Origin of the sequence: Enterobacillus tribolii, assembly GCF_003363015.1 — a bacterium.
GTDB classification, from domain to species: domain Bacteria; phylum Pseudomonadota; class Gammaproteobacteria; order Enterobacterales; family Enterobacteriaceae; genus Enterobacillus; species Enterobacillus tribolii.
The window spans coordinates 79,250-102,816 of sequence record NZ_QRAP01000007.1 but is presented as its reverse complement, the minus strand read 5'-3'; the positions used below and the strand labels follow the sequence as shown (position 1 = coordinate 102,816).

At 58.1% G+C, this 23,567-nt stretch carries 24 protein-coding genes; 6 read left to right on the top strand and 18 right to left on the bottom strand.

The genetic code is table 11. The features are described from left to right. Window positions 1–49: 49 nt before the first annotated feature. From purF to C8D90_RS15170, 10 genes are all read right to left on the bottom strand, one after another. Window positions 50–1,567, bottom strand: a complete 1,518-nt coding sequence (gene purF / locus C8D90_RS15215) for an amidophosphoribosyltransferase (protein WP_115459318.1) — start codon at window positions 1,565–1,567, stop codon at window positions 50–52. Window positions 1,568–1,588: 21 nt separating this feature from the next. Beyond that, window positions 1,589–2,092, bottom strand: a complete 504-nt coding sequence (gene cvpA / locus C8D90_RS15210; RefSeq protein ID WP_115459493.1) for a colicin V production protein — start codon at window positions 2,090–2,092, stop codon at window positions 1,589–1,591. A gap of 234 nt (window positions 2,093–2,326) precedes the next feature. Beyond that, the gene (gene dedD, locus C8D90_RS15205) at window positions 2,327–3,106 is read right to left on the bottom strand and encodes a cell division protein DedD (protein WP_115459317.1); all 780 of its coding nucleotides are present in this window, start codon (window positions 3,104–3,106) and stop codon (window positions 2,327–2,329) included. Continuing rightward, complete coding sequence (gene folC, locus C8D90_RS15200; RefSeq protein ID WP_115459316.1) at window positions 3,096–4,367, bottom strand: bifunctional tetrahydrofolate synthase/dihydrofolate synthase; 1,272 nt, start codon at window positions 4,365–4,367, stop codon at window positions 3,096–3,098. Before folC ends, dedD begins: the two co-directional genes overlap by 11 nt. A gap of 82 nt (window positions 4,368–4,449) precedes the next feature. Further along, on the bottom strand, window positions 4,450–5,364 hold the full coding sequence (accD, locus tag C8D90_RS15195; RefSeq protein ID WP_170143781.1) for an acetyl-CoA carboxylase, carboxyltransferase subunit beta: 915 nt from the start codon (window positions 5,362–5,364) through the stop codon (window positions 4,450–4,452). A gap of 249 nt (window positions 5,365–5,613) precedes the next feature. Then, complete coding sequence (locus tag C8D90_RS15190; protein WP_115459314.1) at window positions 5,614–6,282, bottom strand: DedA family protein; 669 nt, start codon at window positions 6,280–6,282, stop codon at window positions 5,614–5,616. Between the two features lie 46 nt (window positions 6,283–6,328). Then, window positions 6,329–7,117 (bottom strand): tRNA pseudouridine(38-40) synthase TruA, encoded by a 789-nt coding sequence (gene truA / locus C8D90_RS15185; protein ID WP_230473025.1) that lies wholly within the window; start codon window positions 7,115–7,117, stop codon window positions 6,329–6,331. Between the two features lie 20 nt (window positions 7,118–7,137). After that, window positions 7,138–8,148 (bottom strand): aspartate-semialdehyde dehydrogenase, encoded by a 1,011-nt coding sequence (locus C8D90_RS15180; protein WP_115459312.1) that lies wholly within the window; start codon window positions 8,146–8,148, stop codon window positions 7,138–7,140. 55 nt (window positions 8,149–8,203) lie between these two features. Further along, window positions 8,204–9,331 carry a 4-phosphoerythronate dehydrogenase PdxB gene (gene pdxB / locus C8D90_RS15175; protein WP_115459311.1) on the bottom strand — a complete coding sequence of 376 codons (1,128 nt, stop codon included), beginning with the start codon at window positions 9,329–9,331 and terminating at the stop codon, window positions 8,204–8,206. A 141-nt stretch (window positions 9,332–9,472) separates the two neighbouring features. Next, on the bottom strand, window positions 9,473–10,252 hold the full coding sequence (locus C8D90_RS15170) for an AraC family transcriptional regulator (RefSeq protein ID WP_115459310.1): 780 nt from the start codon (window positions 10,250–10,252) through the stop codon (window positions 9,473–9,475). Between the two features lie 102 nt (window positions 10,253–10,354). Between C8D90_RS15170 and C8D90_RS15165 the strand changes: the two genes are divergently transcribed. From C8D90_RS15165 to C8D90_RS15150, 4 genes are all read left to right on the top strand, one after another. Beyond that, window positions 10,355–11,275: a DMT family transporter gene (locus C8D90_RS15165; protein ID WP_115459492.1), complete on the top strand. Its 921-nt coding sequence runs from the start codon at window positions 10,355–10,357 to the stop codon at window positions 11,273–11,275. A gap of 110 nt (window positions 11,276–11,385) precedes the next feature. Next, complete coding sequence (locus tag C8D90_RS15160; protein ID WP_115459309.1) at window positions 11,386–11,745, top strand: DUF4186 domain-containing protein; 360 nt, start codon at window positions 11,386–11,388, stop codon at window positions 11,743–11,745. Between the two features lie 142 nt (window positions 11,746–11,887). Next, window positions 11,888–12,253, top strand: coding sequence for an acid resistance repetitive basic protein Asr (gene asr, locus C8D90_RS15155; RefSeq protein ID WP_115459308.1), 366 nt, complete (start codon window positions 11,888–11,890; stop codon window positions 12,251–12,253). 780 nt (window positions 12,254–13,033) lie between these two features. Continuing rightward, window positions 13,034–13,537, top strand: a complete 504-nt coding sequence (locus C8D90_RS15150) for a hypothetical protein (protein ID WP_115459307.1) — start codon at window positions 13,034–13,036, stop codon at window positions 13,535–13,537. Window positions 13,538–13,814: 277 nt separating this feature from the next. On the opposite strand, the gene fabB is transcribed toward C8D90_RS15150, so the two are convergent. Then, a complete protein-coding gene (fabB, locus tag C8D90_RS15145) occupies window positions 13,815–15,035 on the bottom strand; it encodes a beta-ketoacyl-ACP synthase I (protein ID WP_115459306.1) in 1,221 nt (406 codons plus the stop codon). A 170-nt stretch (window positions 15,036–15,205) separates the two neighbouring features. Between fabB and mnmC the strand changes: the two genes are divergently transcribed. Further along, a complete protein-coding gene (gene mnmC / locus C8D90_RS15140; protein ID WP_115459305.1) occupies window positions 15,206–17,224 on the top strand; it encodes a bifunctional tRNA (5-methylaminomethyl-2-thiouridine)(34)-methyltransferase MnmD/FAD-dependent 5-carboxymethylaminomethyl-2-thiouridine(34) oxidoreductase MnmC in 2,019 nt (672 codons plus the stop codon). 41 nt (window positions 17,225–17,265) lie between these two features. On the opposite strand, the gene C8D90_RS15135 is transcribed toward mnmC, so the two are convergent. The 6 genes from C8D90_RS15135 to prmB form a co-directional block, all read right to left on the bottom strand. Continuing rightward, window positions 17,266–17,544 (bottom strand): YfcL family protein, encoded by a 279-nt coding sequence (locus tag C8D90_RS15135; protein WP_115459304.1) that lies wholly within the window; start codon window positions 17,542–17,544, stop codon window positions 17,266–17,268. A 17-nt stretch (window positions 17,545–17,561) separates the two neighbouring features. Further along, the gene (locus C8D90_RS15130; RefSeq protein WP_115459491.1) at window positions 17,562–18,119 is read right to left on the bottom strand and encodes an elongation factor P hydroxylase; all 558 of its coding nucleotides are present in this window, start codon (window positions 18,117–18,119) and stop codon (window positions 17,562–17,564) included. 107 nt (window positions 18,120–18,226) lie between these two features. Next, window positions 18,227–19,027: a sulfite exporter TauE/SafE family protein gene (locus C8D90_RS15125; RefSeq protein ID WP_115459303.1), complete on the bottom strand. Its 801-nt coding sequence runs from the start codon at window positions 19,025–19,027 to the stop codon at window positions 18,227–18,229. 139 nt (window positions 19,028–19,166) lie between these two features. After that, window positions 19,167–20,000, bottom strand: a complete 834-nt coding sequence (mepA, locus tag C8D90_RS15120) for a penicillin-insensitive murein endopeptidase (protein WP_170143780.1) — start codon at window positions 19,998–20,000, stop codon at window positions 19,167–19,169. A gap of 26 nt (window positions 20,001–20,026) precedes the next feature. After that, window positions 20,027–21,112, bottom strand: coding sequence for a chorismate synthase (aroC, locus tag C8D90_RS15115; RefSeq protein WP_115459301.1), 1,086 nt, complete (start codon window positions 21,110–21,112; stop codon window positions 20,027–20,029). Between the two features lie 86 nt (window positions 21,113–21,198). Then, entirely contained in the window at window positions 21,199–22,131 is a 933-nt protein-coding gene (prmB, locus tag C8D90_RS15110) for a 50S ribosomal protein L3 N(5)-glutamine methyltransferase (RefSeq protein ID WP_115459300.1), read from the bottom strand. Window positions 22,132–22,306: 175 nt separating this feature from the next. Between prmB and smrB the strand changes: the two genes are divergently transcribed. After that, entirely contained in the window at window positions 22,307–22,837 is a 531-nt protein-coding gene (gene smrB, locus C8D90_RS15105) for an endonuclease SmrB (RefSeq protein ID WP_115459299.1), read from the top strand. Window positions 22,838–22,921: 84 nt separating this feature from the next. Here smrB and sixA read toward each other — a convergent pair whose 3' ends face one another. After that, on the bottom strand, window positions 22,922–23,404 hold the full coding sequence (gene sixA / locus C8D90_RS15100) for a phosphohistidine phosphatase SixA (protein ID WP_115459298.1): 483 nt from the start codon (window positions 23,402–23,404) through the stop codon (window positions 22,922–22,924). Window positions 23,405–23,567: the final 163 nt, after the last annotated feature.

Here is a 23,567-nt window from a genome sequence, read left to right as displayed (position 1 = left end):
TCCGGCCCCGTGCACGGATGCGCAGGGCCGGAACCACAGGCTGATGAACTCAGCCTTCGTTATGTAACTCCAGGTTTTCCACTTCCTGCTGGTCACGCACCGCTTTGGCGTCGTCATTACGCAGGGTTTCCAGATACTCCAGATACCCCTGATCAACGTCTTTGGTAACGTACACGCCGTTAAAGACCGAACATTCGAACTGCTCAATATCCGGATTCTCTTCACGTACTGCGTCGATCAGGTCATCGAGATCCTGGAACACCAGCGCATCGGCACCGATCAGCTGCGCAATTTCGTTAACTTCCCGGCCATGGGCGATCAGTTCGTTGGCGCTCGGCATGTCGATGCCGTAAACGTTGGGGAAGCGGATTTCCGGCGCGGCGGAGGCCAGGTAGACTTTTTTGGCGCCGGCTTCGCGCGCCATTTCGATAATCTGCTCAGACGTCGTGCCGCGTACGATGGAGTCGTCCACCAACAGGACGTTCTTATCACGGAACTCCGCCCGGTTCGCGTTCAGCTTGCGACGCACCGATTTACGGCGCAACTGCTGCCCCGGCATGATGAAGGTACGGCCCACGTAGCGGTTTTTTACGAAACCCTGGCGGTATGGCTTGTTCAGGATGCGGGCAATCTCAAGCGCGATATCGCAGGAGGTTTCCGGAATCGGGATGACCACGTCGATATCAAAATCTTCCCATTCGCGCGCAATTTTATCCCCCAGCTTCTGCCCCATGCGTACGCGGGCGCTGTACACCGAAATTTTGTCGATGAAGGAGTCCGGGCGGGCAAAATAGACGTATTCAAACAGGCAGGGATTGCTTTTCGGGTTCTCGGCGCACTGACGGGTGAACAACTGGCCTTGTTGCGTCACGTAAATCGCCTCTCCCGGCGCCACGTCACGAATAAATTCAAAGCCCAGGGTATCCAGCGCCACGCTTTCCGAGGCCACCATATACTCAATGCGGCCGTCGTCCAGCGCGCGTTTGCCAATCACCAACGGGCGGATGCCGTTGGGATCGCGGAAAGCAACCAGGCCGTGGCCGATAATCATCGCCACGCAGGCATAGGCGCCGCGGATCTGCTGATGCGTCGCCGTCACGGCGGCGAAAACGTTATCAGCTTCCAGCGGATAATGCTTAAAGTGGTCCAGCTCGTGCGCGAAAACGTTCAGTAAGATTTCGGAGTCGGAGGTGGTGTTCACGTGGCGGCGCGCCTGCTCAAACAGCCTCTGCTTAAGCTCATGGGCGTTGGTCAGATTACCGTTATGCGCCAGCGTGATGCCGAACGGAGAGTTAACATAAAACGGTTGTGCCTCGGAAGCGCTGGAGCTGCCCGCGGTAGGATAGCGGACATGTCCGATGCCCATATTTCCCTGCAGGCGCTGCATATGCCGCGCTTCGAATACGTCCTTCACCAGTCCGTTCGCCTTACGCAGACGAAATCCGTTGTTGCCGTCGATGGTCATGATGCCGGCAGCATCCTGCCCGCGGTGCTGCAACACCATCAATGCATCATAGATAGACTGATTTACCGGCGTAAAACCGGCGATACCGACAATACCGCACATGTTGTCATTTCCTCATCAGCGTTACCGGAGCGAGGGTAAATGCTCCGGCAAGAAACTCGACGTACTCTGTAGGTAGTCAAAAAACCACCTGATGATGTAACTGAACTGCGGGATCAACTGCGAGCGTTTCCAGTCATCGCTCTGCGACATCGCGGTAAACGTGTCCAGAAAGAACAGAATGGCGGCAACAATCAACACCCCGCGCACTCCGCCGAAACAGATGCCCAGCACCCGGTCCGTTCCGCTCAGGCCCGTCCGCTCCACCAGGGAGCCGATGACGTAGTTCACGATGGCCCCGACGATCAGCGTCGCGATGAATAAAATCGCAATGGCGATGCCGTTACGCACCAGTTGATCGTCGAAACGCGTGAAGTAGACGGCAAGATAGGTATAAAAATGGCTGGCGACGAAAAAAGCCGCGCCCCAGGTAACCAACGACAGCGCTTCCCGTACGAATCCCCGCACCAGGCTGACCAGCGCCGAAAACCCAATAATGCCAATAATGACCCAATCAATCCAAACCATGACCATTCCACATTCACGAATCGCCCCGGCGTCCAGTTCGGGGCGCATTCTAACAGAAAAAGAAAACGTTTGCGTAGCGGATTTTCCCTTCCTTTACGCAAATAAAGCGGCATATTGCGCTTGCCGCGTTAACCCTGGCCTGATGCGACGACAGCCTGGTTTCCGCACGGAAATCAGGCTGTCTGGTCAATCAGGCCGGTGATTTATGACACACCTGCTCAGTTTTACACTCACTTACTTAGCGCCGTAACTGCGCACCTGTCCGTTAAGTCCGCTGATGCTGTTCAGTTCCCCCAGCGAAGCTTCCAGCTTCTGCCTGGAGGCATCCGGCCCCACGAACAGCCGGGTGATCTCGCCCTGCACCGGCGTTGCCGGTACGGTATAAGCGCGATATCCCGACAAGCGCAGCTTGGCGACGATTTCGTTCACCCTGGCCGCATTGCGCAGCGCGCCCAGTTGCACCACGTAGGCCTGCCCGGCCGGCGCTTTCTCCGGCGTAGCCGCCGGTTTTTGCGGCTGCGGCGCCGGCTTCGGCGCCGGAGGTTCAACCGGTTTAGCCGGCTTGGCCGCGACCGGTTCGGCCGGCTTCGGCTTGCTTTCCGGTTTGGGCTTCGGCTCGACCACGCGCGGCGGTTCAACGGGCTTGGGCGCTGGTTTCGGCTTCGCCGCCGGCTGCTGTGCCGGCGGCGGTTGGCTCACGGGCGGCGTAACCGGCGCGACCGTGACATCCTGCGGCGGCTGGGCGGCAGCGTTATTCTGCTGTCCTCCCGCCCCGCCCTGCGCCGGCACTTCCGGCTCAGGCGCCGCCGCCTGGGGCGTTTCGCTCAGCGGCTGGGTAACCGGCGGGATCACATCCCCCTCGTCCACTTCGCCGGGCTTCGGCACCAGCGGAATAGCCGCGAACTCATCCTGATAATGTTTCTTTTGTCCGTCCAGCACGCCGGGCAGCACGATAACGCCAAGTGCAACGATTACGATCGTACCGACCAAGCGGTTTTGAAACTTACTCGCCACGCGTCTTCCCCGCATCTAACGCCGCCATCACGTGAGCGACCGTGTGGAACGAACCGCAGACGATCACGGTATCCTGAGGAGACGCGTCCTGCATCGCCTGACGCCATGCCGCTCCGACGTCGTCAAACGCACGCGGCGACGGCAAATGTGCCGCCAGCTGCGCCGCCGTCGCGCCGCGCGGCCCTTCCAGCGGCGCGCAGTACCAGTCCTGCACCAGCGGCGTCAGTTGCGCCAGCGTGCCACTGATGTCTTTGTCCGCCAGCATCCCTACCACGGCGCGCACGCGCCCCGCGCGCGGCGGCAATGCGCTCAGGCGCGAAGCCAGATAAGATGCCGCATGCGGGTTGTGCGCCACGTCGAGGATCAGCAGCGGCGATTCGCTGACGATCTGAAAACGTCCCGGCAGCGAAGCCCGCAACAACCCCAGACGAATCGCCTCTTCCTCTACCACCAGCGGGGAATAACGCAACGCGGCCAGCGCCGTCGCGGCGTTGGGCAGAGGCACATTCGGCAGCGGAAGATGATCCCAGGCTAAATCGCCGTCCCGCCAGCGCCAGACCTGCGCCGTACTTTCATAATTCCACGCAACGCCGATGCGGTAGAGCTTCGCTCCCGAATCCACCGCCACCTGCGCCACGCTTTGCGGCATATCCGGCTCGCCGACTACCGCCGGTTTGCCGGCACGGAAAATCCCGGCCTTCTCGCGGCCGATGCTTTCCCGGTCCGGCCCCAGCCAGTCGGTATGATCGAGGGCGATGCTGGTAATGACGGCCACGCTGGGGTCGACGATATTGGTGGCGTCGAGACGGCCCCCCAACCCGACCTCCAAAATCACAACGTCCAGATTGGCCTGTTTGAACAACTCCAGAGCGGAAAGCGTGCCGAATTCAAAATAGGTCAGCGACGTCTCTCCCCTGCCCGCTTCAATCGCAGCCAGCGACGCGCTGTGCGCCTCTTCGCTCAGTTCAGCGCCCTGAATCCGCACCCGTTCGGTATAACGCAGCAGATGCGGAGAGCTGTAAACCCCGACGCGAAAACCGGAGGCCAGCAAAATTGCCTCCAGCGTGCGGCAGGTGGTGCCTTTGCCGTTAGTGCCGGCAACGGTAAATACGACGGGCGCAGGTTTGAGCAAATTAAGCCGTTCCGCCACCCGCCTGACGCGTTCAAGCCCCAGTTCAATGCTTTTACTGTGCAGGTGTTCCAGATAATCAAGCCACGCGGCTAAGGGCGACGTGGCTTGAGGAATAGAGTGACTGTTCATAGTGCGCGTTCGTTCATGAGTCCCGTTTTACGGTTCAGGAAGTCAACGAAGCCCCCTGAAAAGGGGGCTGCGGGATAAAAGATTACTCTTCGGCGTCGTCCGCGGACGCAATCACCTCAACCTCAGGCGCAATGACTTCGTCAGGCTCCGGCTGCCCGGTCATCTTCGCGATCATGCTGGCCAGCTTCCTGCGCATGTCCGGACGGCGGATGATCATATCAATGGCGCCTTTCTCGATCAGGAACTCACTGCGCTGGAATCCCGGCGGCAGTTTCTCGCGTACGGTCTGTTCGATAACGCGCGGACCGGCAAAACCGATCAACGCCTTCGGCTCCGCCGCGTTGATATCGCCCAGCATCGCCAGGCTGGCGGAAACGCCGCCCATGGTCGGGTCGGTCATTACCGAAATGTACGGCAGGCCGCGCTCACGCAGCTTCGCCAGCGCCGCGCTGGTCTTCGCCATCTGCATCAGCGAGAACAGGGCTTCCTGCATACGCGCGCCGCCGCTGGCGGAGAAACAGATCAGGGCGCAGTTGTCTTCCAGCGCCTGCTCAACGGCACGCACGAAACGCGCGCCCACCACCGACGCCATAGAACCGCCCATAAAGGAGAACTCAAACGCTGCCGCGACGACCGGCATGCCGTATAACGTTCCCTTCATGACCACCATCGCGTCTTTCTCGCCGGTTTCTTTCTGCGCGGCGGCCAGACGGTCTTTATATTTTTTGGAATCCCTGAATTTCAGAATATCCTTAGGTTCCAGCTCACTGCCCAGCTCGACTTCGCTGCCTTCGTCCAACAGGGTGAACAGGCGCGCACGCGCTGAAATACGCATGTGATGATCGCACTTCGGACAAACTTCCAGATTGCGTTCCAGCTCAGCGCGGTACAGCACCTGACCGCAGCTGTCGCATTTGGTCCAGACGCCTTCGGGAATGCTTGCCTTACGGGTTTGCGAGATATTGTTTTTGTTAAGAATTCGTTCAATCCAGCTCATCGATGACCTTTCTGTTTGAACCAGGCGGATGCCAGTCCGCTGCCCCGTTGTTTCATTTTCTTGCCGTCGCCATCCGCCGTGCGGAGGCGTCGCCAAACCGATACTTTCTCAGGGACAGACCATAAATGCCGTCCATTAAACCACAACGATCCGGCTCTGTGGACAAAAAAATAGCCGGACCGTGAGGAGTTTACATTTATTGCGCAGACGGACACGCAATAAATCCTGCGTTAATATAGCGCAGTGCGATTATTCCCCGCCGCCGGCCAGTTTCTTCGCCGCGCGCCGGTGACGCCACACTTCAATCACGCCGGGCATCACCGACAGAACGATGATCGCCACGATCAGCAGCTTCAGGTTGTTCTGCACTACGGGGACGTTTCCGAAAAGATAGCCCGCATAGGTAAACAGCACCACCCACAGAATCGCGCCAACCACGTTAAACAGGGCGAAATGGCGGTAGCTCATGTGTCCCATACCGGCCACGAAAGGCGCAAAAGTACGCACAATCGGAACAAAACGTGCCAGGATAATGGTTTTTCCGCCATGCTTTTCATAGAACGCATGCGTTTTATCCAGGTAGCTGCGCCGGAAAATTTTAGAGTCCGGGTTGCTGAACAGGCGCTCGCCGAACAACCGGCCGATGGTGTAGTTCACCGCATCGCCGATAATTGCCGCGGCAATCATCAGGCCCACCATCAGATGGACGTTGACGTCATTAGTCGGCAGAGACGCCAGCGCGCCTGCGACAAACAGCAGCGAATCGCCCGGAAGAAACGGCGTAACGACCAGGCCGGTTTCGCAAAACAGGATCAGGAATAAAATCCCGTAAATCCAGATGCCGTATTGCGCCACCAGTTCCGCCAAATGGACATCGATATGCAGAATAAAATCGATGATCCACTGAATGTACTCCATAAAAACTCCTTCAGAGCCCGCGGGCGAAAATCAAAAATAGAAAAAATCAGTCGGCCAGAAACAGCGGTCCGGGAGGCGTTTGCGGCAAGGCAAACGCGGCCGGATAGTCAACCGCAACCAGGTACAACCCTTCCGCCTTGGCCGTCGCTGCCGCAGCGGTGCGATCCCGCGCCGCCAGCAGTTCAGCGATCCATGTCTCCGGCTGATTGCCGCATCCCACTTCCATCAGGCTGCCGACGATGTTGCGCACCATATGATGCACAAAGGCGTTCGCCTTGATGTCCACCACCACATAAGCACCGTGGCGGCTGACCCGCAGGTGGGAGACATTACGCCACGGCGTACGGGACTGGCATTGCGCCGCGCGGAACGAAGTAAAGTCGTTCTCGCCCAGCAGCGCCTGCCCGGCGCGCTGCATGCTGTCAGCATCCAGCGGGTGGTAAAAGTGCGTCACGCCCTGCTGCAAAATCGCCGGCCGGTAGCGATGATTATAAATCACATAACGATAACGCCGGGCGGTTGCACTGAAACGGGCATGAAAGTCTTCGCTGACGGTCTTCATCCAGCGCACGGCGATGTCTTTCGGCAAGTTGGCATTCACGCCCATCGTCCAGGCCGCGTCCTGACGCGTCATCGCCGTTTCGAAATGCACCACCTGACCAGTCGCGTGTACGCCGGCGTCGGTACGTCCGGCGCAAAAAACCGTGATCGGTTCGTTCGCCACCGTCGTCAGCGCGGTTTCCAGGCACTGCTGCACGCTGGGCACCTCTTGCTGGCGCTGCCAGCCCGCATAACGGCTGCCGTCGTATTCAATCCCCAGGGCGATCTTCGTCATGCCCCGTTCTTGCCCTGCCATCAATACGTCAGCTCCTGAATCAAACTTTCCGCCGTTTCCAGCGCCATCAGGGCGCCGCCGAAACGGACGTTATCCGCCACCGACCAATATTGCAGGGTATCCGGCATGCCGTAGTCGTTGCGCAGACAGCCCACGCTCAGGTGCGGATTCCCGGAGGCATCTTCGACCTGAGTCGGGTAATCGTTCTCTTCGCTGACGCGGATGTCCCCGCTCCGCTCCAGCGCTTCGCGCGCCTCGCCGGCGGATACCGGGCGCAACCCTTCAAACTGCACCACCTGCGCATGGCCGTAAAACACCGGCGACTGCACGCAGGCGACCGACAGCGGCAGATTCGGGTCTTGTAAGACCTTACGTACCTGCTCCACCAGCCGGCGTTCTTCGCGCACGCTGCCTTCTGCGTCTTCGGTTAACGGCAGCAGGTTAAACGCCAGCTGTTTGGCGAACAGGCCCGGCTCGGCCGGAATGCCGTTCAGCAGGCGGGCGCTCTGCCCCGCCAGCTCATCCACCGCGGCCTTGCCGTGGGCGGAGGCGGACAGCAGACAGGTCACCTGCAAACGCCCCAGCCCGGCCTCTTCGCTCAGCGGACGAATAACGCGCAGCAGTTGGCTGGTCAGGCTGTCCGCCACCGCGACGATATTGCGGTTGCGGTATTCCGCCAGCGCCTGCGGATTCACGCCCGGCACCACCAGCGGCACGTCCGGCTCCAGCGCAAAAGCGTCGCTGCTGTCGATCACCAGACAGCCCGCATTGCCGGCATCCTCCGCATAACTCAGGGACGCTTCGCGCCCGGCGACGAAAAACGCCAGTTGCGCCTGCGACCAGTCAAACGTCGCGGCATCTTCCACCAGCACCGTTTTCCCGTTGAAGCGTACCGCCTCCCCGGCGCCGCGTTCGCTGGCCAGCGGGTAAATTTCCCCTGCCGGGAAACCGCGTTCCTGAAGCAGTTCCAGTAACGCTTCCCCTACCGCGCCGGTAGCGCCCAACAGGGCAATATTCCAGCCGTCAGTCATGATCGTCTCCCAATAAAGCGCCGGGCGGCATTACCACCCGGCGTGAAAATCGTAATTACGCCGCGCTGGCGCTGAAGCCCAGTGCGGTAAGCAATGCCGCCGTCTCGCCGTCGTCACACACAACGTTCAGCGAAGACCATTCGCGCCGTTCGGGATAGTGCTTGCGCAGGCGATCAAAACCACCAGCTTCGCCCGCGACCCTGCGCAAAGGGGCGTCATCGCGGCGCACATCATACACCAGATGAATCAGACGTTTGAGCACGTCCTGATTCAATTTACCGCGCAGGCGTACGGAAGCCATTTCCGGCGGCGGCAAAAGTTCGCTGAGCGAGGCCTGTGCCGGCTCCCCGAGAAACGCGCCGAATGCCTCAAACACCTGGGTGGTGCCGCGCGCCTTGCCCTCAAGGCTGTACCCGGCGATGTGCGGCGTGCCGATGTCGGCGCGCGCCAGCAACGGCAGGGAAAGCGCCGGCTCCGGTTCCCATACGTCAAGCACCGCGCTCAGCGTTTTCCCGCCTTCCAGCGCCTGTAACAGCGCCGCGTTATCCACCACCGGCCCGCGCGACGCATTGATCAGAATACGGTTGTCCGGCAAAGCCGCCAGCAGCTCCGCATCCGCCAGATGCAAACTCTGATAAGGGCCGCTTTTATTCAGCGGCGTGTGGAACGTCAAAACATCCGCGTCTTTTACCAGGGTTTCCAGCGGATAAAACGCGCCGTCATCACCACGCTCCGCACGCGGCGGATCGCACAACAACGTTTTTACGCCCAGTGCGCGCAGCCGCTGATCCAACCGCCCGCCGACGTTGCCCACGCCGACGATACCAACGGTTTTCTCCCGTAAATCGAAGCCGTCGCGTTCGGCCAGCAGCATCAGCGCAGAGAACACGTACTCCACCACAGCGATCGCATTACACCCCGGCGCGGCGGAAAAACCAATGCCCTGCTGCGCCAGCCACTCCTCATCAACGTGATCGGTCCCGGCGGTGGCCGTACCGACGAAACGCACCGGCGTTCCCGCCAGCAATTCCGCATTCACTTTGGTTACCGAGCGCACCATCAGCGCGTCGGCATCGTTCAGGGCGTCAGGCGGAACAGGACGTCCGGAAACGGCCCGAACCTCACCAAGGCGGCTGAACAACCGTTCAGCGTAAGGCATATTTTCATCAACCAGAATTTTCACTGCGTTCTCCCGATAAGGCCTTCTTTTATGCTGGACATCAGGCCGGAAATCATTCGCAAGGGAGCTATTCTGCCACTGAACATCCCCCGCGTCCCAGGTTTCTGGCGTAATAAAGGTTGCTTCAGCATCGTTAACGGTCACTTATTGCTGGCGGCGATAGCGTTCCGGCGTGGTGCCCGAAATTTGCTGAAACATGACGATAAATGCCGATGAAGAGCTGTAGCCGACCTCCAGCGCCACCTCCTGTACGGTTTTCCCCTGCTCCAGCAGCGTCAGGGAGTGAAGGAAACGCAGCCGCTGACGCCATTCGCTGAACGCCATCCCCAGTTCCTGCTGACAACGGCGCGACAGCGTGCGCTCCGTGGTGTACACACGTTTGGCCCACTCCGCCAGCGGCGTGTTGTCGGCCGGGCAGCGTTCCAGTTCATCCAGAATCGGCGCGAGAAATTTGTCTTCCGTTGAAGGTAAATAGGTTTGATAAACCGGCGCGGCCTTCAGTTGGTCCACCAGCACGCGGCACATGCGCAGATCCTGCCTGGTTTGCGGCTCCACCAGATGGCGGGAAAAACAGTTTTCGGTGATGGCGTAAAACAGCGGCCCCACGTTCAGCAGGCACACCTGCGCCGGCATACCGGCGCATAAATGATGCGCGATGTTGATGGTGCGAAACAGCGACGGGCGGCGGTTATAGCTGGAGTGCTCCACCCCGGCAGGCAGCCAGACGGCAAATTCCGGCGGCGCCAGAAAACGCTGACCGGCCACGCTGAGCGCCAATACGCCGCTTTTCACGCAGATCACCTGCCCCCACGGGTGATTATGGGCCAGGTATTCCGTTCCTGCGTTCACGGCCTCGCTGCGAAACTGCACGTTACGGATAATAATGTCTTCATCGTTGGGAAGACGCGCGGATGTTCGGGGCATGATTGTCTGGATTTCACCGTATTTTGTCTGATTATCGCTATTTATAACAAACCGGACAACGCTACACTACCGGTGCCGTACATAAAGATGAGAATTATTATCATGAATGCATTTTTCCCGCTGCTGGCGGTCCTGATTTGGTCCGTCAACGCCATCGTCAGTAAAATTTCCGCCGGCGCCATCGACCCCGCCGCCATTTCATTTTACCGCTGGCTGCTGGCGCTCCTGGTGTTAACCCCATTATTGCTGCCGGGCGTGATACGCAACCGCCGGGAAATTTACCCCCACTTGGGAAAATTATTGATTCTGGGCCTGCTGGGAATGGTGCTTTATCAAAGCCTGGCCTATTACGCCGCGCATACCGTCAGCGCCCTGCTGATGGGCATCATCAGTTCGCTGATCCCGCTGATGACGGTGCTGCTGAGCATCGTGGCGCTGCGCGTAACGCCCACGCTGGGCATTGCCGTCGGCGGCGTGTTGTCGTTCTGCGGGTTGGTGTGGCTGATCAGTCAGGGAAATCCGTACCGCTTGCTGGAGCAGGGGATCGGCCGCGGTGAACTGATGATGTTTGCCGCCTCCGCCTCATATGCGTTATATGGCGTGTTAACCAAGCGCTGGCAAATTCCGCTGTCTAACTGGCAGTCCCTGTATGTGCAGATTTTGTTTGGTGTGATATTTCTGCTGCCGGGCTTTCTGCTGGCGCCGGACGTTACGCTGAATGAGCGCAATATTCCCCTGGTCGCATTCGCCGGCATTCCGGCCTCCATTCTGGCGCCGTTTCTGTGGATTCAGGGCGTTATCCGGCTCGGCGCCAACACGGCCTCGATATTTATGAACCTGACGCCGATCTTCACCGCGATTATTGCCGTGCTGTTCCTGCACGAGCAGATACATGCTTATCACCTGGTCGGCGGCGGCATTGCATTGCTGGGCGTGGTTTTAGCTCAACGCCTGCGTACCCCGCTGAAATTGCGTCGTAAAGCGCCCGTTCCGCAGGCGCACGCCTGCGGTCAGGAAGAATAAACGCCGCATTGCGCCTTGCTTTCCCGCGGTGAATGCGGGATCGTGTTACGGTTTCCCCCCCTCCCGCGCGGCAACGCGCGGAGCAACACAACGCACACGATGAATGAACCGTGAACACAAATATCGATAGGGTCTGGGCGCGCCTGCAATGTTCGCCCTTCCGGATGAAGTTTCATCTCAACGCCAAAGATCGCGCCTATTTTGACAATAAAGGAACGGACGTCATTTTGTCGCATGCCCGCGACTTCATTGAAGCCCGCCTTGCCCCACCTGTGCCTGCCAACGACGGCAAACAGACGCCGATGCGCGGCCACCCGGTATTCGTCGCACAACACGCCACCGCCACCTGCTGCCGCGGCTGCCTGGCGAAATGGCACGGCATTGCGCAGGGAAAGGCGCTGAATGAAGAAGAAAAGCGGTATATCATCAGCGTGATTGCCCGCTGGCTGCAAGCGGAAACCCAGCCCTGACGGCGGTTTGTACGGCTTGTACATGCTGTTACGTACCGACACCAAACACATACGGAAAACGCGCCCGCTTCCTCTTAGTATCTATTTCAACGGCTCCACCAACGGGGCTTACTGAAAAACGAATCCTTTGAGGAAGTTGAAAATGAAAAAAGTCTTAGCTCTGATCGTTGCCGCCACCATGGGTCTGTCTTCCGTCGCTTTCGCCGCGGATACCGCCGCTGCGCCTGCCAACACGGCGGCTGCCACGCAGTCTGCTGCTGCGCCTGCCAAAGCACCGGCAACCACCAAACACAGTAAGAAGGCCAAGCACCACAAAAAAGCAGCTACCGAGCAAAAAGCTCAGGCAGCAAAGAAACATCAGAAGAAAAGCGCTAAACCGGCCGCAGAACAGAAAGCTCAGGCAGCCAAAAAAGCTAAACACACTAAAAAACCGGTAGCTCAGAAAGCCCAGGCGGCTAAAAAGCACCAAAAGGCTAAAAAATCAGCAGCACCGGCGCCGAAAGCTTAATAGCGATAATTAATTCCGTCATTAATCAAGAAACCGCGATTTGCGCGGTTTCTTTTTTATTTTTTATGGCGCGGTGCCATTAAATTCAGAATATTGCCCATTGGGGTGATTATCAGAAGAAAAAACCACCATTTTTACACTCATCAGACTATTCAGCGAATGCGTATTGATGATGATTCCTGATACATCCCCATCAATATGTTAACTAACACGCAAATGCATTCTTTACATTTGCCGGGTACATTCAAGATACCTATCATTGACTGACAATGCATTTTTCATACTATTTCCTTAATTGTTAGCCTTACCTCATCCACCCGCTTCGGCGGGTTTTTTGTTGCCGCCTGCCCGGCGCTGCACCGCCGGCCTCCCCTCTAACGTATGACAGACGGGCGATACGGCGATCTTGCCGGCGCCAACCCGGAGAGAAAAAAAGCCTAAATTCGTATGGAAACCATTTATTAACATTCATAGGCATCTTCTTTTTAGGTAAAGTCCTATTTTTACAATGATAAGAAAATTCTTAATAAGAATTATCTCCATATTAGGTGATTAATTCCTAATGAAAAGGCGCAAGCGTAAGAACCATATTGAAAGGTTTTATAATGATCCATTAAGTATCTGGCAATTGACGTAAGGCTAAATTCAGCTATGATTAGTAAAGTTCTTAACCTAGCATCTTTTTAGCTCCGACAGGCGCAAGCAGGATAGCCTTTCCTGCCGCATGTCTGTGGTTTCAGTTCAATCAGATCATTGGGTAATCTAAACAGGCAATGAATAATGGAAGTGAATAATAATCGGCATTTACGGAAGAACATTAAGAGCATTACCTATAGCGATTTGTGTAACACGCTAAAAAGCACGGTGAATCGTCATAAAGCTATTGAAGGCGAAATCATCCGTGAAATCGAGCATTTATTCAATGAATACAAGAAATCACTCTTTCTTGGCGGTAGTTGGCAAACAGAAAAGACGCCGCGCGTCGTTATAGGCATTCCTGAAAACATCCCCCACCCCATCGCTAAAATGAAGCTTAATCAAAGCCTGGGTGATGATATGGGAATAGACTTCCTAATTCGCACAGGTATTTCTGAGGATCCTATCCAAACGCCTTCTGCGTTCTTCGACATCCCGCTGCGCTTCATCATTGAAGACAACAACTACCTCATTTACGTAGATAATGAACGCTTCACCGCTCAGCGCAGTAAAACCAAGGCGGAGAAGTACGCAAACGTATGTGAGTTCATTAAGCGCTTGTTAATTGATAAGTGCCGGGGAGGTTGATTATAACGGTGTGAAAACGAACAAACGGTGAAACGTTCACCTGATCGTTGTTTTAATATTGAACACTTCCTGACAATTACATAACTAAAATATTTTTATTACAACTCTATAAATATTACTCAGCCCAAGTATTCATCATCTGTAATAGTATAAGGGTCTGAGGGTAATACTCCGTTTTATCCAATCACTTACTTCCGGATAATCGACTCTTCAGCGATATCAATTAAAAGACCCGCTTAAAGCGGGTCTTTATCGGTAGTTCATTCACATCAGAACATTATTGGGTATATTTACGCATCACCAATGTTGCGTTGGTGCCGCCGAAACCAAAGCTGTTAGACATTACCGTTGTCAGCTTACGTTCAGTCGGTTCGGTAACAATGTTCATTCCCGCAGCATGTTCATCCAGTTCTTCGATATTAATGCTCGGGGCAATAAAGTCATGCTCCGCCATCAGCAGGGTATAGATGGCTTCCTGCACCCCGGCAGCACCCAGCGAGTGACCCGTCATTGCTTTCGTCGAAGAGAGCGCCGGCGTGGTGTCGCCAAACACTTCACGAATAGCGCCCAGTTCTTTCACGTCGCCGATCGGCGTTGAAGTACCGTGCACGTTGATGTAATCGATCGGGGTCTCGACGCCCTGCATCGCCATACGCATGCAGCGCGCAGCACCTTCACCCGAAGGCGCAACCATATCAGCGCCGTCGGAGGTCGCACCATAGCCGACGATTTCGGCATAAATGTGCGCGCCGCGCGCCAGCGCATGCTCCAGTTCTTCAACTACCACCATACCGCCGCCGCCGGCGATAACGAAGCCGTCACGGCTGGCGTCATAGGTACGGGAAGCTTTTTCCGGCGTATCGTTAAACTTGGTGGAAAGCGCGCCCATCGCGTCAAACTCACAGGCCATTTCCCAGCACAGCTCTTCGCCGCCGCCGGCAAACACGATGTCCTGCTTGCCCATCTGAATTTGTTCAACCGCATTGCCAATACAGTGCGCGGAGGTTGCGCAGGCAGAGCTGATGGAATAGTTCACGCCGTGAATTTTAAACGGCGTCGCCAGGCAGGCGGAAACGCCGGAAGCCATGGACTTTGTGACAACGTACGGACCGACCGCCTTCAGACCGCGCGGGCTGCGCATTGCATCGGCGCCGAACACCTGAAAACGCGGAGAGCCGCCGCCGGAGCCGGCAATCAGGCCAACGCGCGGGTTATTCTGATACACCTCAGCAGGCAGGCCGGCGTCTGCAATCGCCTGTTCCATAGATAAATAAGCGTAAATAGACGCATCACTCATAAAACGCACGACCTTGCGATCGATCAGTCCCGTCGTATCCAGCTTGACGTTACCCCATACGTGACTACGCATCCCGGAATCTTTCAGTTCCTGGGAAAAGGTGATCCCCGAGCGCCCTTCCCGCAGAGAGGACAGTACTTCCTGCTTGTTATTGCCGATGCTCGAGACGATCCCCAGGCCGGTAATCACTGCACGTTTCATCTATTACCTCGTTAAGCGTTAAACCATTCACGATTTTGATTCGCACTTTAGCGTACAGATGTACGCTGAGCAAGTCCGATCAGATGTGGTTGAACCAGATGGCACGCCATTTGCCGCCCCGATAAATGCCCGTTAAAATCGCTACAGACTTGAATCAGGAGTAATCTACCGTGAGCCACTCTGCCATCCAAAGCGCCACGCTGAGCTGGAATGAACAGGGTACACCTGTATCCCAACAGTTCGACGACGTTTACTTCTCTAATCAAAACGGCCTGTTGGAAACCCGCTATGTCTTTTTGCAGGGAAACCGGCTGGAATCACGCTGGAAAACCTGGCAGGAAAGCGTCTTTATTGTCGCGGAAACCGGATTCGGTACCGGCTTGAATTTCCTGGCGCTCTGGCAGGCATTTATCGATTTTCGCCGCGAAAATCCGGATTCGGTATTAAAGCGCCTGCATTTCATCAGTTTTGAAAAATTTCCGCTCAGGGTGGATGATTTAACGGCTGCGCACCAGCATTGGCCGGAACTTGCCGCTTTCAGCGCCGAATTACGCGCCCGCTGGCCGATGCTTCTGCCCGGCTGCCACCGGGTATTGCTGGCGGAAGAACACATCACGCTGGATTTGTGGTTCGGCGACGTCAATGAATGCATTCCCGCCCTGCCCGCCGCATTGCACGGTAAAATCGATACCTGGTTCCTCGACGGCTTCGCCCCGGCGAAAAATCCGGATATGTGGACCGACGCCCTGTTCCGGGCCATGGCGTCACTGGCTGCGCCCGGCGGCACGTTCGCCACGTTTACCGCCGCCGGCTTTGTGCGCCGCGGGTTGCAGCAGGCGGGGTTCCTGGTGGAAAGAATCAAAGGATTCGGCCACAAGCGCGAAATGCTGGCCGGCGTAAAACAGTATGATGAAGCCCGTCCCGATCCCGCCCCCTGGTTCAGCCGCCCTGCCGCCGGCAACCCGCATGACGTCGCCGTTATCGGCGGCGGCATCGCCGGCGCACTGACCGCCCTCGCCCTGCTGCGCCGCGGTGCCAGAGTCACCCTCTACTATGCCGACAATGAGCCGGGGCAAGGCGCGTCCGGCAACCGGCAAGGCGCGCTGTACCCATTGCTAAACGGGAAGAATGACGCGCTGGAGCAGTTCTTCACCGCCGCATTTTCCTTTGCCCGCCGCCGTTACGACCAACTGGCGCAGGAAGGATGCGCATTCGACCACCAGTGGTGCGGCGTCACGCAGTTAGGATGGGATGAAAAAAGCACGCAAAAGCTGCACAGCATCACGACGGGTAACTGGCCGGAAACGCTGTGTTTTCCGGCCGATGCGCAAACGCTGGAGCCATTGTGCGGTTTACCCGTTTTTCATGACGGCGTTTGTTATCCGGACGGCGGCTGGCTTTGCCCGGCGCAGTTAACCCGCGCGGCCGTTACGCTGGCACAACGCAACGGCGCCGTTGTTTACCCGGCAACCCGAATCCGGGCGCTGCAACGCCGGGATGAATGCTGGCTTCTGGAAACGGAAAGCGGCGGGCGCCATGCCGCTCCCTGCGTGGTATTGGCGAACGGCCATGAAATTACCGGGTTTGACGTAACGGCTCCGCTGCCGCTCTACGCCGTGCGCGGTCAGGTCAGCCATATTCCCGACACGCCGGCCCTGAGCCGCCTGCGGCAGGTACTGTGCTACGACGGCTATCTTACGCCGGTGAATCCCGCCACCGGCCTGCACTGCATCGGTGCCAGCTACCAGCGCAACCAGACAGACACAGCGTACCGGCGTTCCGATCAAGAGGAAAACCGCACCCGCTTGCTGGACTGCCTGCCAGAGGCGGCATGGGCGCAGGAGGTGGATATCAGCGCGGATCAGGCCCGTGCCGGCGTGCGCTGCGCGGTACGCGATCATCTGCCGATGGTGGGCGCGGTGCCGGATTACGCCGCGACGCTGACACATTATGCACAGTTGAAAAAACTCAGCCGGGAGCCGCAGAACGTCGCGCCCGCGCCGGTCTATCCGGATCTTTTTATGATCGGCGGCCTGGGCTCACGCGGCCTGTGCAGCGCCCCGCTGTGTGCGGAAGTGCTGGCGGCGCAGATTTGCGGCGAACCGCTGCCGCTGGCGCAGCCCGTTCTGGATGCGCTCAACCCTAACCGGATGTGGGTCAGAAAATTGCTGAAGGGGAAACCGGCATAAGCCAACGGCGCATCGGAAGATGCGCCGCGTTAAAGAGAGGGTCAGGCCTGAACGGCATCCTGATACAGGCGCGCCCACAGATTCTGAACCAACGCCTGGTCCGGCGGAGAAAGCTCGCCGGCATTAATCGCTTTCGCCAGGCTCTCCTGTACCGCCGCGTCCAGCTCGGCGGCGCCGTGCCCGGTTCCGCCTTCCAGCTCCGCCACCGCCAGCGTTAAATGCCCGCGCAGATAACCGCCGGCAAACAGCTCATCATCACTGGCGTGTTCTACCATATCGTCAATCCGCGCCAGAATGCGGGCTTCAAACTCTGCGATCATCGGGAGTCCTCTTACTGTTAATGTAAATCTTGCGGATACGGAAACATGTCTGCCGTCAAAGGCGGCGTATTGTAAAACGATTGCAGCGCCTGAATAAAGCGCGCGGGCCGGGGCGGGATGCCCTCCGCCAGATACGCCATCACCTGCGCATGCACTTTGCGTTGAAAGGCAATGCGATCGGGTTCGAAATCCCCGTTCAGATTGTCACAGCTGACGTTGAACGGATATCCCGCCGCGACGCAAAACAGCCAGTCAAACGCCTGTGGCTTAATCTCCACCACCTCAAACTGCGCCTGAGTTTGCGCATCGCGTCCGTCCGGGCAATACCAGTAGCCGAAATCAACCAGCTTACGGCGCTCCGCGCCCGCAATGCACCAGTGTGAAATTTCGTGCAACGCGCTGGCATAAAATCCGTGGGCGAAAATGATGCGGTGATAGGGAAATTCGTCATCCGCCGGCAGGTAGACAGGTTCATCTTCTCCCTTCTCCAGCCGGGTGTGGTAATCATCGGCAAAGCACCGGCCGAAGATATCAATCAGGTCCTGATAGTGATGCGTGTTCTCTGTGGGCTGCATAGCGTTACGACATGTGAGTAAAATCAAAAACAGCGCCACTCCCGGCGCTGCTTACCTGTATGGATTGTCGCACGGGCCATCAGCCGGGACAACCCCGTCAGGCGTGGCTAGAAAAAGTTCGCGAACCAGGCGGCGATCTCGCTGCCGTGATTGTCATACAGCAGCTTGCAGCTCACCGCAAACGAAACCACCACAATCATCGGACGAATCAGGCGCTGCCCCTTACTCAGCACCATACGCGCGCCCATACGTGCGCCGATCACCTGACCAACCAGCATCACCAATCCAACGGACCAGACCATATGCCCGCCGAGGGCAAAGCAGAGCAGCGCCGCGAGGTTAGAAGTGAAATTGAGCACTTTGGCATGGGCGGTGGATTTTGCCAGATTGAAGCCGCACAGCGTCACGTAAGCCAGCGCATAGAAGGAACCGGCGCCCGGCCCGAAAAAACCGTCATAAAACCCGACGCCCCCGCCCGCGATAATCGCAAACGGCACCCACGACAGGCGGCGCTGGCGATCGGACTCGCCCAGGCGCGGCGTCAGCAGAAAATAGATCCCGACGCCGATCACCAGCAACGGCAGCAACTGACGCAGAATATCGGCTTGTAAATGCTGCACCATCAGCGAACCGATGACTGATCCGGCAAACGTCAGCGCAATCACCAGCTTTTGATCGGCCAGATTGACCACTTTGCGCCGCACGAAGTAGAGGCTGGCGGAAAACGAACCGCCGACGGACTGAAGCTTATTGGTCGCCAGCGCCTGCGCCGGCGGAAGCCCGGCGGCCAGCAGGGCGGGAACGGTGAGCAGACCGCCGCCGCCGGCGATGGAATCGATAAAACCGGCCACAATGGCGACGGCAAACAGGATCCCCAGCAATGAGGGCGTTAACGACAGTAAGTCCATGTTCCCAGCCTGAAAAATGACGCAAGAAAGGTGAAAAATCGTCGCACAGACTACGCTTTCATGCGCTAAAAATAAACTCTTCCGAAACGTAAAAAACCCCGGCATCCTGCCGGGGTTAATCATGCGTCAGACAGAAAACTCAACCGCCGTTAAAGTGGGTATCCAACAGCACCTGGCAACCGGCCGGCAACGGCGGCGGCGTGGAAGGCCGCGTCGGTTTGCTGCCCGGAGGCGGCGGCTGGAACCAGCTGGCCAGCTCGGCGCCGCAGCCATCGCCGGCCGGCGGCGGCGTTTGATCTTCACAGCTCGCGCTGTCTGCCGGGCAGCGCAGGCGAACGTGCATGTGCGCCCGGTGAGCGAACCAGGGGCGAACCTTACGCAGCCACTCCCGGTCGGCGCCGGCGGTATCGCACAGTTGCTGCTTGATGGCCGCATTGACGAAAATACGCGTCACATCTTTATCTTTCGCCGCCAGCTTAATCAGCTCGCCGATTTCCGGTTGCCACAGGCGCGCAATCACGTTGCGCCCGTTTACCGCCACCAGATCCACCGGCTGGGGTTTCAGCAGTTGCTGCTGGGTCCAGCGCTGTTTCGGCAGTTGCAGCCAGATATCTACGTCCAGCCCGGACTGATGGCTGGCGTGGCCGCTGCTGAAGCGCCCGCCGGCCGGCATCGCCATATCGCCGATCAGCAATTGCCCCATTCCGCGCTGGCTGGTTTCCTGCCCCAGGCGATCAATAAAAGCCAGCAGATCCGGGTGGCCGAAATAACGGCGTTTGTCAGCACGCATCACCTGATACGTCGCCGACTGCAACGGCAGCGGATTCGCGCCAACGATGCAGCCGTTGGCAAAGCCGCCGATGGCCTGCGGCGCGCCGGCGACCGGATGATCAATCTTTTGCCAGGGCGTTAATGCCCCTGATGATGCCGATGCCGCCAGCATCAATGCTCCTGCCCACCAGGCTTTCTTCATTCTCACCGCTCCTTTTATTATTCCCTTTACCAACGCGGTACGTCGCACACAACGTCGGCGCACTGCGCCCGCTGGCGCAGCAAATGATCCATCAAGACGATCGCCATCATGGCTTCGGCAATCGGCACCGCGCGGATCCCGACACAGGGATCGTGTCGCCCGCGGGTTACCATTTCCACCGCCTCGCCCCGGCGGTTGATCGTCCGGCCGGGCACCATAATGCTGGACGTCGGCTTCAGCGCCAGATGCGCAACAACGTCCTGCCCGCTGCTGATGCCGCCCAGAACGCCGCCGGCGTGATTGCTCAGAAAGCCTTGCGGGGTAATTTCGTCCCGGTTCTCGCTTCCGCGCTTGTTCACCACGGCAAAGCCATCGCCGATCTCTACCCCTTTCACCGCGTTGATGCTCATCAGCGCGTGGGCCAGATCGGCATCCAGCCGGTCGAACACCGGCTCGCCCAAACCGGCCGGCACGCGTTCCGCCACGACGGTGACCTTCGCGCCGATGGAGTCGCCCTCTTTTTTCAGCGCGCGCATCAGCTCGTCCAGCGCCTCCAGCTTATCCGGATCGGGGCAGAAGAAAGGATTCTGTTCCACCTGATCCCAATCCTTCAGTTCGCAGCGGACATCGCCGATCTGCGCCAGATAGCCGCGCACCCGCACGCCGAAACGCTCCGCCAGATATTTTTTGGCGATAGCGCCCGCCGCCACCCGCATCGCGGTTTCACGCGCCGAAGAACGGCCGCCGCCGCGGTAGTCACGCACGCCGTATTTTTGCTCGTAGGTATAATCCGCATGCCCCGGACGGAACAGATCCTTGATCTCGCCGTAATCCTGAGAGCGCTGATCGGTATTCTCAATCAACAGGCCGATGCTGGTGCCGGTGGTTTTTCCTTCAAATACGCCGGAAAGAATGCGCACCCGATCCGGTTCGCGCCGCTGCGTGGTATAGCGCGACGTTCCCGGACGACGACGATCGAGATCGTGTTGCAGGTCCTCCTCCGTCAGCGCAATGCCCGGCGGAACGCCGTCCACGATGCAACCCAGCGCGACGCCGTGCGATTCGCCGAACGTGGTGACCCGAAAAAACTGCCCGATGCTGTTACCTGCCATGCACGGCTCCTTACCGTTATTCTGTCGTTTACGATGTCGTTGTTTGCAATACCGTTAGTTATTTTTTTCAATGTGATGCGTGCGGATCAGGTCCGGTACAGGGAAAAATGCGCCGCGCAATCCACCAGTTGCTGACGGGTCAGCATGAAAACGCCGTCGCCGCCGTTGTCGAACTCCAGCCAGGTGAAGGGGATATCGGGATATTCTTCAATCAGGTGCACCATGCTGTTGCCAACCTCGCAGATCAGCACGCCGTCGTCCGTCAGGTAATCCGGCGCGCAGGCCAGGATACGGCGCGCCAGCTTCAGGCCATCGGTGCCCGCCGCCAGGCCAAGCTCCGGCTCAAAGCGGTATTCCTGCGGCAAGTCGGACATGTCTTCCGCATCGACATAAGGCGGGTTGGTGACGATCAGGTCGTAACGCAACGCCGTTAAGTCGCGGAACAGATCAGAACGGATGGGCGTAACCTGATGCTCCATGCCGTGGGCCTGAATGTTTTGCTCGGTCACCGCCAGTACGTCGGTGGAGATATCCACCGCGTCCACCTCGGCCTCCGGAAAGGCGTAAGCACAGGCAATGGCGATGCAGCCGCTGCCGGTGCACATATCCAGGATATGCGCCGGCTCGTGCTGAATCAGGCCGCTGAAACGGTTGTCAATCAGCTCGCCGATGGGCGAACGTGGCACCAGCACGCGCTCATCCACGTAAAACTCATGCCCGCAAAACCAGGCCTTGTTGGTCAGGTAGGCGACCGGAATACGCTCATTGACCCGGCGGATAACCAGTTCCACGATGCGGTGGCGCTCGCTGAGGGTCAGGCGCGCGGTGCGCATATCTTCGGGAATATCCATCGGCAGGTAGAGCGTCGGCAACACCAGTTGCACCGCTTCATCCCAGGAGTTGTCGGTGCCGTGCCCGTAATAGATGTTCGCCGCATTAAACCGGCTGACCGCCCAGCGCAACATATCCTGAATGGTGTGCAGCTCATTGACCGCTTCATCGACGAAAATCTTATCCAAATTACCCTCCGGCGGGATGACTGTATCTGTAAATCGGGGAAAATAATCCGGTAGTTTGCCATGAAGCCGGCAACAAATCAGCCCGTCACGCATGCGATCCGCGACTTTTCTGTTTAGCCGGAGCGCCGGATAAGGGTACACTGAGGAAATAGCCCGTAATTTCTTATTTCAAACGATGAAAAACCGCAAAACCATTACTCCTGAAGATGCCGCCCTGTTCAGGGAGTCCGTAGGCCGGGTGCGCAGGCTGAAGCAGGATACCATCACTCATCCTCCCCGCCGGCCGGTGCGCCAGATCGCGCCGCGCAAGCTGTTGCAGGAACAAATCGACGCGACGTTTTATTTTTCCGATGAATTCCAGCCGCAATTGGACGACGAAGGACCGACCCGCTACGTCCGGCCGGGAACCAGTCACTTTGAGCTGAAAAAGCTGCGCCGCGGAGATTACGTGCCCGATCTGTTCCTTGATCTGCACGGGCTGACGCAGATGCAGGCCAAGCAGGAGCTTGGCGCAATGATCGCCGCCTGCCGGCGCGAGCATGTTTACTGCGCCTGCGTGATGCACGGGCACGGCAAACACGTGCTGAAGCAGCAAACGCCGCTGTGGCTGGCGCAGCATCCGGACGTGATCGCCTTCCATCAGGCTTCGCGGGAATGGGGGGGAGATGCGGCGCTGCTGATCCTGGTGGAACAGGACGAGCGGTAACCGCGTAAACGCGCCGGAGCCGCTTCAGGGCGCGGCTCCGGAGAGATTGTCGGGCGACAGGCGTTATTTTTTACGCGGCGTTTTTCAGGCTTTCAGCAACAGGTGCGCCGGGCTGACCTGCCACTCCAGCGCGCCGTTTTCCCCTTCGTTATCCAGCGTCACTTCGGCAATCGCCGAGGTCGCGAACATCGGGGGCGTTTCCTGCGGACACAGCGCGGAAACCAGATACCCGACCAGCGGCAGGTGCGAAACCACCAGCACCGTTTCCGCCCCTTCGCGCGCCAGCATTTCCAGATAACCGGCCACCATGCCAGCATCGCCGCCGGGCGTCAGTTCGGGAAGGGTCACCGCCGTTTCCGGCAGGGTTAATACTTCGTGCACGGCAGAAAGCGTTTGCTGAGCCCGCAGGTAGGGGCTGACCAGTACGCGATCGATCGCGTAAGACTGCGCGCGCAGCCAGGTCGCCATCTGCACTGACTCATCATGCCCGCGAACGGTCAGGGGCCTGGCCGCATCGCTGGCGGCTGCGATCGCCGCCTCGCCGTGACGCATTATCAAAACTTGCATAGAACACCGCTATTCGTGGCGAACGCCCCGTAAACGGGGCGTTCGGCCTGATTTCACATTCAATTAATGCGCTTTTCCGCATCAACCGCGCATCCCCTGCGGGCGCGCACAACACCGGATCGTCAACGTCGGAAGCCCGTTGATTAACTTTTGTCCATGGTGA